Source organism: Staphylococcus sp. GDY8P72P, assembly GCF_016890655.1.
In the GTDB taxonomy this organism is placed as follows: Bacteria; Bacillota; Bacilli; order Staphylococcales; family Staphylococcaceae; genus Staphylococcus; species Staphylococcus arlettae.
Genome location: NZ_JAFEQJ010000023.1, coordinates 1 through 15,454 on the forward strand (window position 1 = coordinate 1; position 15,454 = coordinate 15,454).

A 15,454-nucleotide genomic window follows, 5' to 3' on the forward strand; every position below is an offset into this window, starting at 1 on the left:
CATGCTCCTAGTTATATTATTCAAAATATGAAGCTATTTTGTCTTTGATTTCATCTAGCTTATCGTTCACTTTCCCTAATTCTTCTTTAACTTTACTATCATCGCCATTATCTTTGGCTTGTTTTGCTTCATCAAGATTGTTTACAGTATCTTCATATTCATTTGCTACTTTATCTGTTTTTTGGTCGTTTGAATTTTCTTTTAAGCTACTGATTTCATCTTTTAACTGTTGAAGTTTTGAATCTGTATTCTCATTTGAATTTTCAATACTATCTTTTGTATCTTTGATTTGTCCTTGAATTTCTTCATCTTTTTGTTGTACATATTGATCGTTATTATTTGGCTGTTGCTGTTGCTCCTGTGTTTGATTATCTGTTGCTTCTTGATTTACTTCTTCATTGCTATTATTACAAGATTTGAATACGAATATAGCTAAAATGATAAGTAGGATAATTAATCCAAACCCTAACCATTTATTTCGCTTTTTATTCTTTTTGTTTTCTTCTTCTAACTTTTTATGGTTGTAGAACTCTTCAAGCCTTTTATTCTTATCATCATTTTGTGCATTGTAATTTTGTTCTCGCTCATATTGTGAACGGTGGTTACGCTCTTCACGTCTATCTTGTTCGTAATACTGTTTGTTTTTTTCAGTTCTTTTCATCGTTTAACACCCTTTCATTTTTTTATATTACCCGTTATAACCATGAGAATTAAAAATATTATGATTGCCCCAAGTACTGCTGGTGTTTGTATAGCTAGAAACACATAATTTATGATTGCTTGTATTATATTTTGAAACCAGTCAATTACATTCATCGCTATATCCCCTTGTATTTCAATTTGAAAGTGAACCTTTTAATTTACGAAGTGATTTTACTTAAAACAATATATTAACAATATAGCAAAGCATACGATACTTACCAATAGACCTATAGCACTTAATAAAAAATCTATTTTTGTGTTATTCATTTATATCAACGCCCCTATTCATTTTTAAATAGTAAGGGGGGTAGCCCCCCTTTTTTTATAATCTTGCGATGATTGTGAGAAGAATGTTAATGAAAGTAAGTACTGCTGTGAGTAGTTGGAAAATGGAAGTTAGTAGTTTCATTTCTTCTTCTCTGTCTGGCTTTTCTTGGTGCTTATCACTTCGTTTCAAAAAGTTCACCTCCCTTTTGTTGATAAACCTAGTATATCGTACATTTATGTACGCGTCAACACTTTTTATATTATTTTTGATATTTTTTGTAAATTGTTTTGAAATATAATTACAATAATATTTCTTAATATTATGCTTAAATGTAGGTTTTTATTGCCTACATGTTTGTTATAACCCTTATATATTATTACAGTCTTACATTTCAAAAAAATGACCTATTAGCATATCGCCAAATAGATCAATTTTTAATGTTATAAGGTTAATGTTAAGCAATGACTGGCAATTATTATATTAATAATAATCAATGTGTATAGTTTCCAATCTCCCCACTTTGATAGAACAATTAATTTCTTTTTCGTATTAGTATTTTGCTTGTTAATTTCCTCTGTCATTAGTTTACCGAGTAGCTCTCTACATTGTTTAAATTTCATTAAAACGTAAATACCTATTATGATAGTCAAAAACCAAACACTCGCACTTAAAATAACGCTTTGGGCTATATAAGTCGTTAATCCATATAATAACAGTCCTAAAATAAGGTTTAGTGTTGGTAGTTTAAAATATTTTCTTCTTTGCTTATATACTAACCCAATCTTATACAAATTAGGATTTTCTGTTACATCTTCTAAAGTACCCTTTGCCATTGCACTCACACCTACCGTTCTTTGTCTATCATTTGTTTTACTTTTTTATAATCATATACATCTTTTACTTTTTTTCCATTTATATAAAGTGTAGGTACTTGCTTAATATGATATTTATCCTTTAATGCTCTATCTTTTGAAGCGGATTTCCAAGACTCACTACCGCTTGTTTTATAGTCTTTTTTTATTTTTTGGGAATTATTTTTAGATATATTTAGGTTGTCAATTTCTCGATTTATAACTCTTTCAGTCAACCAATCATCTTTTTTTGCTTGCTCTTTATCTTGTATTTCAAATAAACGCTCATGAAACTTCCAATAAGCCTTTGGGCTATAATTATAAATTGCTTGTCCTGCTCGTGCTGCTTTTTTAGAATCATTACCTAGAAAACCTAAATTAACAAATTTGTAGTTTATAACTCCTTTTTGTATGTACTCTTTATCTAACTTCTTAAATACCGTTTCATCATATTCTTTGCAATATGGACACTTGAAATCTCCAAACATCACAACATTAATTTGGCTATCCTTGTTGCCTTTTTCTACACTTTGTTTAGTATCGTTTTCTAATCTATCTTTTTTATTATCATGTATTACTAAATAACCAACTATAGCAATAACTATGATTGTTGCTATTACTGCCATTAACTTCCAATGTTTCATTCAATTAACACCTCTGATTGATCTGACTCATACACAATATATTTTAAACTTTTACCTTTTCAGACTGCTTAAAGTTCCACTATTTAATAATTTTTTCATTATTCGTTGCCATTTGATAGAATTTATCAAATATATCACTTTCCCTAACTTCAATAAATTCATTTTTATCTTTTAAAAATTCGACAATAAAAGGATTGTGCTTAATAGGAGCATAATAAACAATAACTCTATACTTGTTATATTCAATTCCTAATAATGATGTTAATTCAATGACAAATTGAGTGTTCACCACACTCATAATTGAAGTAGAACTATGTCTTAAATCATCAAATAAGTGTATAATCGCTCTTTCTTCATCAACGTATAAATTAATTTCCGTTCTTCCTGTACCTGCTAATGCTCCATTGCAACTTACTACTAACAAATTATCTTTTTTTGCTTTAGATACTTGTATGTCCCCACATTCTATTAATTTATTTGCCATTAATCTTAACCCCTTTTAAACAAATTATTATTTATACGTTTGTAAGTATTCTTCTACGAGGTCTATCAAAGCTTTTACATTCATATATTGTTCATCAGTCATTGTTATATATACTTTTCTCAAATTGTTCTCATATCTGTGTTTAGTAATATAATCCCTTTTTTGTAACTCTTTAATTTGTCTATTCAATATACTAGTATTCGTACTCATTTTTTCTTCTATTTCGCTTAAATCAATCTTTTTTTCTGCTGACACATACACATAGTACAATATAATGATATGCGAATGAGTTAATTCTAACATTTCGTATATTTCTTTATTTAAGTTCTTAAATTGTACATTTATTTCCACATACTCTTTAATTTCCATTTACGTGCCACCTCTTAAGTTACTTCATCAGTTAGTGAATCTTTATTAATTATATTATTTTCAATTACTTTTGTAAATATAAATTAAAATAAAAAAGGCTATTTTACATTTATTTTAGCCCTTTTTATAGTTTTTGTTTGAAGCGGATAATCTATATACATATATTGCACTTGTACTAATAAGTGGAATTACAAAACCAGCAAATAAACCCGTTATATGTGAAATCACATTAATGTTCTCAGCAATTAGTGTGTAAATAACACTTATACAGACGGTCATTAACACCCCAAATACAAGCTTAACGTCTTTTTCTATAGTAATATCCCTATTTGTTATTAAAAGCGCTGAAAATGCCCCTAAAAAGCCATATATAGAACCAGAAGCACCAAATACTACAACACTATGATTTATTAATATTGTAAATACATTACCTAACAATCCACTGAATATAAATATAACTACAAATAAGATTTTCCCGTACTCATTACTCACTATATTTCCAAGTATGATTAGTAATACTATGTTCATAAGCAAATGCCCTATTGATCCATGTACAAATAGCGAACTAAGTAACTTCCATTTACTTGATGATTCTGTCAACGCTCCAACTTCTAACATTTGCTGTGGTGTTGCTCCCGTTATTGCGTCTAACCCATTAATAATTAAATTATATAAATAGAAAAATAAAATCACTACTACAAATCCATAAGTTAAATACTTGGTATTTTGTTTTCGTACTCTACTTTTCATTTTTATCAACTCATTTTTCTTTAGAGTAATTTTCTATAACATCTTCTAATTCCTGCATAGTTTCAATAACAACTTTAACTATCCATTCCTCTTCATTGTGTTTGTTTGCTATCTCTTGTATATCTTCTTTATTTTGATATTCTGCAAACATATCAATGTTTTCTAAAAACATAGCTTCTTGTGATTCCGACGTTGCATGTAACAAAGGTTTGTTTTCTTCCATTTCTCTTTTAATTCCATAAACAGTAGCTGTATTCAGCTTATATTTTTTGGCAATTTGGTACCCTGTTATTTCACCTAATTTTAATTGCTGTCTCGTTTTATATCGTTTATACCAACTTAATAAAACATTTTTTGAAACAAATTGATAATCTGTTAATTCAAAACCATTAATTCTTAATCTATTACTCAATCTTATTTTTTGCTTGTATTGTGGGACAGTTTCGTATTTATTATTTTTCCCAAAAATTTGTCCTACATCAAATTCTAAATTTTCAAAAGGAATACATCTTTTGATCTGTCTTTCAATAGCTTGCATTACTTCATTTCTATTCTCCTTTCTAATTTTTGGAATATCTGGATTAATATCTTCAATAGCTGTATAAAATACATATCTATCTAAACCTGTTTCTTTAGTAATATCTTTTACATTTAAATATCCTAATATATATTCATTAATTTTCGCTCTATTATCCTTTGTTAAATACATAATCATTTGTTGTTTATAGTCTTTAGACATAGATTTCCCTCGCTTTTTACATTCATATATAGATTCATTATATTTCTTTTAATATTTTTTGTAAACATAACAGCTAATAAAACCCCAATAAAGGGGTTTTATTACAGATTATTTGAACATATTTGAAAAGAAATCTAGTATATTCTGAATGAAGTTGCTTATAGCATCGAAAATCCCTTTGATAAAGTCCAAAGCGCTCTCTACTAAGTTCTTGTTATTATCATTATTTAACTCACCAGCTTTTTCTTTTGCTTGGTCTAGTTTTTCACCAGCATAACTTTGTATATCTTTAGTTACACTTTTAGCATTTTTATAATAGTCTTTAGGATTATCATTAAGTGCTTTTGAATTTGCTACATTCACCATGTTTTTAATTATTACTTGCTTTTGATTGTCACTTAACGTCTCATTTAGACCTCTTTCATCTAATACTTTATTAACTGCATCTTCCACTTGAGCTTGTGACAGTTGTTCATCTTGTTTTTTTCGTATATCAGCGAGTTCTTTTTTAATATCAGCAATACTCGCATTTAATGCTTCATCTGAATATCCATCTTTGCCTTTATTTTCTTCTGATATATTAGAAATGTCTTCTAGTTCTTCATTTGCACTTTGAATGTCTTCATTGTCTAAACGATTACCTTTTTCTTCGTACGCTTTATAAATACCAGCTAAAGCGCCTTCACCAGTTACTTTTTCTATAGATGCTATGTGAATATCAGCTTTCTGTATACCAGCGGTTAATGCTGCATTACGATATTGTTCTGTAGTCACTTTAGTAATATTTTCGGGTGTATCTATTGTTACATCTACACCATTTCTAAAACTTTTTTTCTCTATAGTAGCACTTGAATAGATATAGCTAAGGTTACTACTTGAGGGCAAATAGTTACTAACATCATCTACACCAACTTTAAACGTTTCATAATCATCTTTGACGTTTAATTTTTCCTCAGTCTCGTTTAAACTTTCGCCTTCTAAGTCTTCACCCTGTATAAAAATAGGCTTATCCCAATCTTCATTACTACTTTCGGTGTTACTTTCTGCTTTAGCTACACCTCCAACTAGCATAGAACTAACAATTAGACCTGTCACAAACTTTCTCATATCTTTTCTCCCCTTATTGTTTTTTGACTATAGCCACACAAATTGTGATTTGTCATGAAATGATTCATCGGCTATTAAGTTATGTTCTTCATCCCAAATAGTAGCGTTCCATATAGCTGTTTGATCTGCTTGTCTACGAATATCTACAAACCATAAAATCGGTTCCTTGCTATTTACATTAGTCACATATTCCTCTAACGTTTTCAAACTGCCTTTATTTATCTTGCCATGAAATCCAACTAACAGTCGTTCATCATTTTCTGAGCCATGAAATCCAATAGGTATCATGTGAGTTTTGTCTTCTTGTTTTTTATTTTTCAAATAGACTAATGGTTGTAATTTTTTCCTTTTGCCTTCGTTTCTTTCGTGATATAACCACCCAGAATTAGTATTAAATTTAACTGCTAATTGGTGACTATCACTATCATGATGGAAATAGCCAATACTATAGCCACTTCTATCTAAAGTCTTTAAAGCATCTGTTTTATTTAATTGTTTACTAACAGTAACAATTTCTATGCCTATTTCACCACGACTCAAAAATTCTTTTTTAGCTTTTTCGTCTTGCTCACTCATTTTTGGTTTTATCTTGCCTTTAAAATTTTGTTTTTTACGTTTTTTCTTGGTCGTAAATTCTTTCACTTCTTCCTCTTCAAATGCATAGCGATAAGGATGTAACCATCTTTCTATTTTTTCAAATATACTCATTGCTATAACCCCAATAAGTCCGACGTACTTTTGCCCGAATCTTTGTTAGATTTGCTAGGTTCTTCATTGGTTTTTTTATCATCTTTATCACTATCTTTCACAAATTGCATTGGGTCAATTGATATTGATTTAGTTTTATTTTTCGCTTTTCGCTTTTGTTTACGTTCTTCATTTCGCTTCATAGCCATTGCTACTATATCTTGTTCATCTTTAGTCATACTATCTTTTGATTTGCGCTTATTCTCACTTTGAGTTGGTTCTTCATTAAATCCGTCTCTACTGCTTTGTAATGAACTCACTGCTGCAATTTGTGGATTATCACCTTCATCGTAAGTTCCACCATCTTCTTCGGCTTCTGCTCTTTCCACTATTGCGTGATAGTTTGGATATATTGGTTTTTCAAATTTTTCATTTAAAGTATCAAATATTTGATTCAGTTGATCTCTTGTAATATTAGCCCCTTGCGCTCTTGTTGGTTTCGACCCTTGAGGTGCAAATAACATATCACCTTTCCCTTTTAATGTTTCCGCACCTGTCTCGTCTAAAATAATTCGGCTATCTACTTCTGAACCTACACTAAGTGCTAATCTTGTTGGTAAGTTAGATTTAATTAAACCAGTAACTACTTCTCTTGACGGTCTTTGCGTTGATAATATCAAGTGTATACCAGAAGCACGTCCTTTTTGTCCTAATCTCTGAATAGGTTCTTCTATTTCTTTTTGTACTTGATTCATTAAATCTGCTACTTCATCAATAAATACAACGATATAAGGCATTTTCTCTTTCCCATTTTTTTCCGCCCATTCATTATATTCTTTGATATTCTCAGTTCCGCCAGCTTCATTTTTAAACTTTTTAAATCTCTCTTCCATTTGTATTACCAAATATTTTAGAAACGGTACTGCATCATTTTTAATATCTGTAATAACATCATTTAAATTATATGGTGACTTTTCAAAAGGTACAAAATCAACATACTTCGGGTCTACAATTTGTATTCTTAATTCTTTGGGTGTTGCCTTAGCCATCATTGAAATTAACATAAATTTACTTAATACAGATTTACCAGAACCAGTTGTACCACCTATTAAAGTATGTGGCGCTTCACTGAAAGCAAAATGAAGCGGGTCATTATCTACTCCTTGACCTAAAATTGCATGAGTAGGGTCTTCTATTTCTTCATCAAACACTTTTCTGATTAGATTTTCTCCATCTACTGGTATACGTTTTTTCTCTGGTAGTGGAACATTAATAATCATATTATTAGCTCTTGAATAGACAGTTACACCATCAATTTTCAAAGCTTTTTCCAATGCTTCTTTAATTGTATCTAAAGATTTAGTAGCTGTACTAAAGCGTGTGCCATATACATATTCTACAGCCCCATTTCCTACTTTCGGTTTTTTTGCTTCTACCTGCATATCCATAGAAGCCAATTGAGTATCAATGATACCTTGATTATCTTCTGCGAATTTTTCAGCTTTTTTAGTTTGCTTTTCAATTTTAGTTTGGTCTGCCGCCAATATATCTAATGGGAACGTATAAATATCACCTGTTCCACTATTAATTACATTATCGTTACCTTTTTCTTCAGCAAGTTTTTCACGTTTTTTAATAACGCTTCTAGCCTCTTTTAGTTGTTTTTCTTGACTGCCTTCGTATATAAAGTATCTTCTATTTGTCTCTGTTTTCATTTGGTCGAAACTAATACCATTAGTCATATCTGTTAGTTCTGTGTGTAAATCTTTAATTTTATTCAGTAGTTTATTATTGATCGCTGTAGTTCTACCTCTTCTAATTCTTATATGGTATTTTTTTACTGGCATTGGATAGCCATTAGGAATGGAAGTATGGATACTTACTTTTAATCTTCTTCTAATATGTCTTTTAGTTTTTTTATCAATTTTGTTGTACTTTTTCTTCTGCTCACCACTTCTATTTATATAACCCGCATCAACTTTACGAATTATTTTGCGTCTTAACCTACTACTTTCAATATCATTCATCAAAGGCGCCATTTCACCTTTATGATGTCTCATAATAATAGTAAATAAGTAGGCTATAGCCAGTAACACAACACATATAATCAGAAATTTTAAAATTCCTATGCCACTATTTTGTGTTGCTTCTGCAAATGAGTTACTTAATTTATCCGTATGAGGAACCCATGAAGCATCTGGTGTCCATGTAGAACCAAATAATGTGGCAAAAATACCGCCTAATGCATCTGCAATCCAATTGATGGTTCTGTATAAGTAATCTCCATCAAACAATATTTCTATTATTTTTAATACAAGCTTTTTCAAAACTATAAATATTAAAAATGCTGCAATTGTTAAAATTGAAAATATCCATAATGCTTTATAAATTATTTTTGAGATAAGTGCAAAAGGATAAGTATTTTTATTTGAGTTGCTCATTTTTGCCATCCTTTCAACCCTTTAGGGCAAATATTAACTTACATTTATTATATATATCTTAAAACTTTTTGTAAACTTATTTTAGTAAAAAAACGAGCTTTTGCCCGCTTTTTACTGTGTCGTTTCTAATTCTTCTTTATCTGTTTTTATATACATTTTTATATCAAATAAATCTATGAAATCCATGAACATATCATACATATCCTCTTTCACAAATTGCTTCACATTCTCTATATCAAACATTGCTTTACCAAGTTCAGCCCAATCTTCAAACGTATAATTTGTGACTATGTGAATCGTATATCTCACATCTGCAAGTTTGACCCATTCTGGATAGCCTTCTTCGTTTAATACTTCATCGCCAATATCATTCAATATCTCATGGTCTGTTTCAATCAAACGTTGTGCTAACTTCTCTTCAACATAATAAGACGCCATATCAGACGCTAATTGTTTTAAGTTCATTTTAACACCTACTCTTCTCCATATTCTTCTGGATCAGTTGTAATTCTAATTGTACACTCATAATTCCTTCCATCTGCCAACAATCTATAAAAGTCTCTTCTGAGAAATGATTGAACAGTATTTCCATCATCAAAATGACCTTCATCTAAATACAATTCTGCATAGTAATCAAATGTATCAGCTACTTTTAATCCTTCCACTTTATAATCTAGTTTATCTAAATCAACATCAGCATCGAATCCTTCTTCTTCTGCTACTTCTGCCAAATCTTCTTTAAATTCATCAGTTTCTTTCAAAACTACTTCAAATTCTGTTGGATTAAAGTATTTTTCCATTTCTTTAGATAAATAGCTTTCAGTTGGATTTCGCTCTAAATATTCACTTGGATCTTCTCTAATTTCAAAAGCCATATTTGTTTCGTTTAGGTTTTTCAAAATAATTTCACTAAAAAATTCAGCGTCATTTCTAACTGCTTCAAACTCTTCATCACTTTCAATTTCATCAGTTTCTTCAACGTAATCTACAAATACATCAGTGCCATTTTTAGGTGTTATTTTAACGCCAAAGTTCCCCTTATTGACATCTACATATTTGGGAAATCCCTGTTCTTGCAAAATTTCTTCTGCCATTTTTTTATATGCTTCATTATATTCTGTTTTAAATTTATCTTCTAATTCCGGTGAGTTAAAACTTTCTTGAAATTTTTGGTTAAGGACTTCTCTTTGTATTTTAGTGAGTTTCATTTCTATCAAAAACCTTTCGTTTATTGTTTGCTGTCACTATCTTTATTCTCTAATTCTACCGCATAATCGTATAAAGCGAAAAATGTAGATACCGATAAATTTTCTAATTTAGATTGGTTATTTTTCAATTTGGATATAGTAACTGCATGTACACCCGTTGCTTTACTTATTTTATAACCTGTGACTTCTTTGTAATTTTCATCTTTAATAAGTCTTAGTAACTTCTCAACTTTTTCATATAGTTCTGATGAATTAGACATTATCCACCAACCTCTCCAGACTAATTAATATATATTTATTATATTATCATCAATTATTTTTGTAAAGGTATTTTGCTTTATATAATAAAAGACATACGGTTTTTTCCATATGTCTTGTAAATCTTTTATATATTATTATTCTGCTATTATTATTTTAGCTTCTTTATATTCCAATATATGCTTAATCACTTCTTTAGCACCTTCAAAAAACACCTGCTCTGTTGTAACTACTATATTTTCAACTTCATCGTCTAAGACTTGTTCCATTATTCCTTTAATCTCACTGTTTGTATAACTTTTATGCATTTCTTGTATACATTCTGTTTTCATGCCCCTATTATGCAAATATTTAGTTATAACTTCCTTTTGTTCTTTCGCTGAATTATTTGGAATATCCCTAACATAGGCTACTAAGTTTAACATATCGTATTTATACGCTTTTTTTCTCAAGCGTTTATTATACTCATAAACTTGTTCTTCAGTATAATATCTATGGTTTGTCTCTGGATCAACATATTCCGGAACTAATTTACCAGATTTATGCCAATTTCTTATGGTATGCGGCGTCACACCTAAGCGTTCAGCTATTTCTCCAGTTGATAGTTTATTCACGCTCTTCACCTCGCTCAAAATTACTATTGTTGTATAACTATAATTCATTTGTTAATTATTTACCATTGTAAACTATACATTGTTTTGTTTTTATATGTAAAATATTTATTAGCTAACCGGCACTTCACACCCATTAGCTAATAAATTACTTAGATTATTTTTTCGTAAGATTCAAATTGAGTAATATCATATTTGCCCTCTTCATTATTTGATACTTTAAACCATAGCTTTTCTGTAGCTCTACTATCATAACTTTTAGATTGTTTGATGAGTTCGCTTACTTCATTTTTATTTTCAGTAACAAATGTATCACTTTCATAAGTGCTTTCGGGTGATGTCCCCGTTCCTACATCCTTGCCATCTATTTCAACATTGTCATTTTCTTCTAAATTAGGAAAAGTGTTTCTTAAATATTTCATGTTGTCTGAATATGTTTTCCATGAATCCCAAGCGAAAAATTTATCATTAAATTCTGTTGTATTATTAGTAACAGTATCAATTTGAAGAACTTTCTCTTGTTCTTTTTCTTTATTATCAACATCTTTGTTATGTTTTTTAACATCTTCGTTTTTGCTTTGCAATGTTTGAATATCTTTTTTGATTTTGTCGTCTTCCTTGTATTTATTAAATAAATTTATGCCCATTATAATAACTACTATAGCTAAAAGACTTATTATAACTCCTAATATCGTTGTCATCTTCACATTGTTATTTTGCATATAAACTACCTCCTTTGAGGTTATCATTTTCATCAAAAGTCAATGACATTAAATCATTATTTTCGTTAATTGTTTTGCCATCATATTCTGTCTCTATATTGAACATTACTTTTACATCATCATCTTGTTTCTCGGCTGAGAAATTGCTTATTTTATATTCAAAAGGTTTATAATATTTTATAAAATCTTTCTCTGGTGATTTGTTCGTTAATACAATTTTATGACTGGGAACAGTAAACAAAGCTCTGATTGCGTTATATGCAGACCCTTCATCATCTGGGCTATCGTCTCCATATTTATGTTTCAAGAATAAATCTAGTTTTTTCTCCGTTTTCCCTTTATAATCACTTACTTCATCTTGTGTGATGTTTTTTGTGAAAGATTTTTCTTTGACCTGTTCTATATTAGATTTCTCTGATTTCAAATCATCAATGACTTTATTTTGCTTTGCTACTAATACACTTATTACAACTATAGCTATTACCAAAATTCCGATAATAGTCAGTTGGATAAATTTTTTCCCTTTGTCCATAATAACCCTCCTACATATTATTTTTTAGGTTTGTTTCCAATGCCGCTAAAGAATTTCACATTACCATCTGTCCCATCAACGACTGAATAATATAGCGTTCTTGATGGTGCTGGTTTTGGTGGTACATTGTAATTTGCCATAATCCATTTACCGTCATCCATTACGCCTACGACTACGCCTGTATGTCCAACTGATGGGTCGGTAGCCTGTGCATATGGTGGGTCAGATGAAAAACCGTAACCAACTGTCGGTTTTTCTGTCATTTTTGCATCTTTATCTTTATATGCTTTATATATATCTTTTCCGTCACCATTTTTTAAATTATCATCATTTGTGGGCTGTTTTCCCTTCCATAATTGATTCATATAAGCCCACGTTAATTCAGTACACTGACCTTTATTGCCAGTACTTGGGAATACATTTCCCGGTTTATCTATATAGCTTTTATCAAATTTTGGTAACTTAACATGCTTTTTATATTTACTTGGTAATTCGTCCCATTCATAGTTTTTACCAATTATTTTTGCTTTTTTGCCATTTACTTTTGTGCTGTCGCCTATCTTGCTTCCGTCACCGCTGCCTGAATTTCCTTCACCTTTTTCTCCACCAGCACATGGATCAGCTTTAGTCTCTTTTTCTTTATCTGTATCTGATGCTGATGCACCACTAGAACCTTTAGAATCTTTACCAATTTTTTTAATTTTTGATTCTTCTTTTTTTCCATCCATGCCATTATCTTTCATATAGCTCAAGATTTTTTTGGCATTTCCTCCACGTTCTTCTCTAATTTTAGACTCTGAATCTGCTGATCTTTCCCAATCATTATGGAAATTAACAGCTTCTTGAACGGGATCATCTTTAGCATCTAGGGCTAGTTTTTTTAATATGTCTACATACATATCATCACCATTTACCATATAATCCATTTGATGCTCAATTTCCCACCAATTACCATCTTTCTTTTTAGCCCAATCTACTAACGCTTTGTGTCGCTCAAAACTCCACTGTCCAAAGCCAATACCTAATTCACCATCTGTAGCTTTCTTAGCTGTTTCTTTACCAAATTGTCCCGGCTCATTAGCTGTTGGGTCTAGTTGTGCTTCTGTCCACCAGTTCGACAAAATTCCTGCTATAAATTCTGCTGAAAAACCATGTTTTCCATGCAAAACATCATATATCTTTTTTATATTCTCCTTATTAGGAATTTCATCATATTTATCGGAGCCTTTATCTTTACTATCCTTGCTATCTGATTCACCAGATTCACTGTTTTCATCACTACTACCACCATCAGAGGACGTTGAACATCCTCTTTGCGCATCATAAATTACATTAGATTCTGCATTGGCAGTGTCATTTGGTGAATAATCTTGTAAAATTAAAGTACTAAACAAAAAAACAAATAGTATTTTTAATATTGTGAAGCGAAGTACTGACCTCCACGTTTTTTTATTCATTTATATGCACAACCTTATAAAATATTATGTTTTATGGTATAATTATACCATAAATAGTTATAAATACGAAAGGACGAAAAGTATGCAAAATAACATATTATTAGACAAAAATAATCAAGTTAATACAGAACACGAAGATAATTTTGATATAAATAAGCATTATGATTCAGTTAATGAATTAACCCAACTTATTGATGCTTTTTCAGATAAACTGGAAACTCTAAATAACACTTTCTATGAACTTAAAGAAGGTAAATTAAGTAATGAGTTGACTGCATCACGTCGAGATGAACTATTAAATCAACTTTCATCTGAAAAAGCATTGATTGATAATCTATACAATGGCTTTTCAGATGCATTAGACAAAGACATTCGTAAACTAGATAGATTGCGAATCAATAGTAATGTTAATACAGAAATATTTAAAGATTATTTAGAAACAAATAACGATGAAGAAACAATGAATACATCACAAATGTTTTATAAAATGCACAAATAAAAAAGGCGGGTGAATTATCACTCGCCTTTTTGTTCGTCCCATAATTGTTTTAGAGGTAAACTATCAATATCTACATGACTCATATCTATATCATCTTCAAAGTAATCAGATGCATATCTACTGAATACATTTACTGTTGATCTAGTAATGTATCTATTTAGTTCTTTTATTGTTTCTTGCTTTTCATATATTTTCCGTTTAATACGTTTTAACATAAGTATTAACTCAAATTCTACATCTTCCAAAAGAAGCCTTCTATTGACATCAACATTTTTATTGTAGCTTGATTTGCCTATAAGTATATACTCTTTTAGCAACTTAATTTCTTCTAAATCAAAGTTACACATATAATTTCTTAGGTCTTCTGGAAATTGCTCTAATATAACTTGTTTTATATCCTCGTTGTTATTATTCATTCGTTCTGCTTCTCTAAGTCGCATATATTCTTTAAAATCTATCGAAACCATATTTGTATCACTATGGTTTGCATTGTTTGAATGGTTTGCTGCATTATCCCCATTCACTTCATGCACTTCATTATTATCTTCTCTTACATTTGTTATATCTTCATTTGTTATATCTTTCATTTGTTTTATATTAGTTCTGGGTTTTGAGGTCTGGGATTTGAGGTCTTGGTTTTGAGGTCTGGAAAACCTCAAGCTCAAATCTTCTTGTTCTGACAACGATTTTCTAGGATTAGTGAAGGTTTTAACTGCTTTTGCACCTTCATTTTTTTCAATCTCTTTTATATCTTCTTTGGTGAATGGATAAACCGTAACGTAATAAATGTATTTATTTTTATTACCTTCTCTTATTTTCAATTGTACGATATACTCATTTTCTACTAATTCATCCCAAGCTCTTTTTACAGAAGCTTCTTTATTTTTAGCGTATCTTTTATATAACTCAGTTTTATGCAAATCCCATGATTCAGCATAACTTCTTAAATTACATAATAGCCCAATGGCTTGTAAAGATAGCCCTTTATTGTGCTTACTGTTAGTATCACAAGCTTGTAAAAATTCACGAGGAATCTGTTCAAAGGGTACATCTTTTCTAAAATTTTTTATATTGCCGTTACCCGTACTCATAATAACGCCTCACTTAAATTCTTTTATGTTAATT

The 15,454-nt window shown here is 30.1% G+C and carries 20 protein-coding genes; 1 reads left to right on the forward strand and 19 read right to left on the reverse strand.

Going from position 1 to position 15,454, the window contains the following annotated elements:
• Positions 1-16: 16 nt before the first annotated feature.
• The 18 genes from JVU85_RS10160 to JVU85_RS10240 form a co-directional block, all read right to left on the reverse strand.
• Entirely contained in the window at positions 17-661 is a 645-nt protein-coding gene (locus tag JVU85_RS10160) for a hypothetical protein (protein WP_204172418.1), read from the reverse strand.
• Positions 662-1,024: 363 nt separating this feature from the next.
• Positions 1,025-1,159 carry a hypothetical protein gene (locus tag JVU85_RS14055; protein WP_260980271.1) on the reverse strand — a complete coding sequence of 45 codons (135 nt, stop codon included), beginning with the start codon at positions 1,157-1,159 and terminating at the stop codon, positions 1,025-1,027.
• 251 nt (positions 1,160-1,410) lie between these two features.
• Positions 1,411-1,803 (reverse strand): hypothetical protein, encoded by a 393-nt coding sequence (locus JVU85_RS10165; protein WP_204172422.1) that lies wholly within the window; start codon positions 1,801-1,803, stop codon positions 1,411-1,413.
• Positions 1,804-1,814: 11 nt separating this feature from the next.
• Positions 1,815-2,465: a DsbA family protein gene (locus tag JVU85_RS10170; RefSeq protein ID WP_204172424.1), complete on the reverse strand. Its 651-nt coding sequence runs from the start codon at positions 2,463-2,465 to the stop codon at positions 1,815-1,817.
• A 79-nt stretch (positions 2,466-2,544) separates the two neighbouring features.
• Entirely contained in the window at positions 2,545-2,949 is a 405-nt protein-coding gene (locus JVU85_RS10175; RefSeq protein ID WP_204172425.1) for a hypothetical protein, read from the reverse strand.
• 27 nt (positions 2,950-2,976) lie between these two features.
• Positions 2,977-3,318: a transcriptional regulator, SarA/Rot family gene (locus JVU85_RS10180; RefSeq protein ID WP_204172428.1), complete on the reverse strand. Its 342-nt coding sequence runs from the start codon at positions 3,316-3,318 to the stop codon at positions 2,977-2,979.
• 114 nt (positions 3,319-3,432) lie between these two features.
• Entirely contained in the window at positions 3,433-4,068 is a 636-nt protein-coding gene (locus tag JVU85_RS10185; protein ID WP_204172437.1) for a rhomboid family intramembrane serine protease, read from the reverse strand.
• A gap of 10 nt (positions 4,069-4,078) precedes the next feature.
• The gene (locus tag JVU85_RS10190) at positions 4,079-4,807 is read right to left on the reverse strand and encodes a hypothetical protein (RefSeq protein ID WP_204172441.1); all 729 of its coding nucleotides are present in this window, start codon (positions 4,805-4,807) and stop codon (positions 4,079-4,081) included.
• A gap of 108 nt (positions 4,808-4,915) precedes the next feature.
• Complete coding sequence (locus JVU85_RS10195) at positions 4,916-5,914, reverse strand: DUF1002 domain-containing protein (protein WP_204172443.1); 999 nt, start codon at positions 5,912-5,914, stop codon at positions 4,916-4,918.
• 27 nt (positions 5,915-5,941) lie between these two features.
• A complete protein-coding gene (locus JVU85_RS10200) occupies positions 5,942-6,622 on the reverse strand; it encodes a hypothetical protein (protein WP_204172446.1) in 681 nt (226 codons plus the stop codon).
• Positions 6,623-6,624: 2 nt separating this feature from the next.
• Positions 6,625-9,042 carry an FtsK/SpoIIIE domain-containing protein gene (locus JVU85_RS10205; protein WP_204172447.1) on the reverse strand — a complete coding sequence of 806 codons (2,418 nt, stop codon included), beginning with the start codon at positions 9,040-9,042 and terminating at the stop codon, positions 6,625-6,627.
• Positions 9,043-9,153: 111 nt separating this feature from the next.
• Entirely contained in the window at positions 9,154-9,507 is a 354-nt protein-coding gene (locus JVU85_RS10210) for a hypothetical protein (protein WP_145461851.1), read from the reverse strand.
• An 8-nt stretch (positions 9,508-9,515) separates the two neighbouring features.
• On the reverse strand, positions 9,516-10,250 hold the full coding sequence (locus tag JVU85_RS10215; protein ID WP_044120196.1) for a hypothetical protein: 735 nt from the start codon (positions 10,248-10,250) through the stop codon (positions 9,516-9,518).
• Between the two features lie 20 nt (positions 10,251-10,270).
• A complete protein-coding gene (locus JVU85_RS10220; RefSeq protein WP_044120195.1) occupies positions 10,271-10,510 on the reverse strand; it encodes a hypothetical protein in 240 nt (79 codons plus the stop codon).
• A 135-nt stretch (positions 10,511-10,645) separates the two neighbouring features.
• Positions 10,646-11,122 (reverse strand): MerR family DNA-binding transcriptional regulator, encoded by a 477-nt coding sequence (locus tag JVU85_RS10225; RefSeq protein WP_052335521.1) that lies wholly within the window; start codon positions 11,120-11,122, stop codon positions 10,646-10,648.
• Positions 11,123-11,271: 149 nt separating this feature from the next.
• Positions 11,272-11,841, reverse strand: a complete 570-nt coding sequence (locus tag JVU85_RS10230; RefSeq protein WP_165844795.1) for a hypothetical protein — start codon at positions 11,839-11,841, stop codon at positions 11,272-11,274.
• Positions 11,831-12,373, reverse strand: a complete 543-nt coding sequence (locus tag JVU85_RS10235) for a hypothetical protein (RefSeq protein WP_165844796.1) — start codon at positions 12,371-12,373, stop codon at positions 11,831-11,833. Before JVU85_RS10235 ends, JVU85_RS10230 begins: the two co-directional genes overlap by 11 nt.
• A gap of 17 nt (positions 12,374-12,390) precedes the next feature.
• A complete protein-coding gene (locus JVU85_RS10240; RefSeq protein WP_204172458.1) occupies positions 12,391-13,830 on the reverse strand; it encodes a phage tail tip lysozyme in 1,440 nt (479 codons plus the stop codon).
• 82 nt (positions 13,831-13,912) lie between these two features.
• On the opposite strand from JVU85_RS10240, the gene JVU85_RS10245 reads away from it, so the two are divergent.
• Positions 13,913-14,329, forward strand: a complete 417-nt coding sequence (locus tag JVU85_RS10245) for a hypothetical protein (protein WP_204172462.1) — start codon at positions 13,913-13,915, stop codon at positions 14,327-14,329.
• A gap of 17 nt (positions 14,330-14,346) precedes the next feature.
• On the opposite strand, the gene JVU85_RS10250 is transcribed toward JVU85_RS10245, so the two are convergent.
• Positions 14,347-15,420 (reverse strand): hypothetical protein, encoded by a 1,074-nt coding sequence (locus JVU85_RS10250; protein WP_204172465.1) that lies wholly within the window; start codon positions 15,418-15,420, stop codon positions 14,347-14,349.
• Positions 15,421-15,454 lie beyond the last annotated feature (34 nt).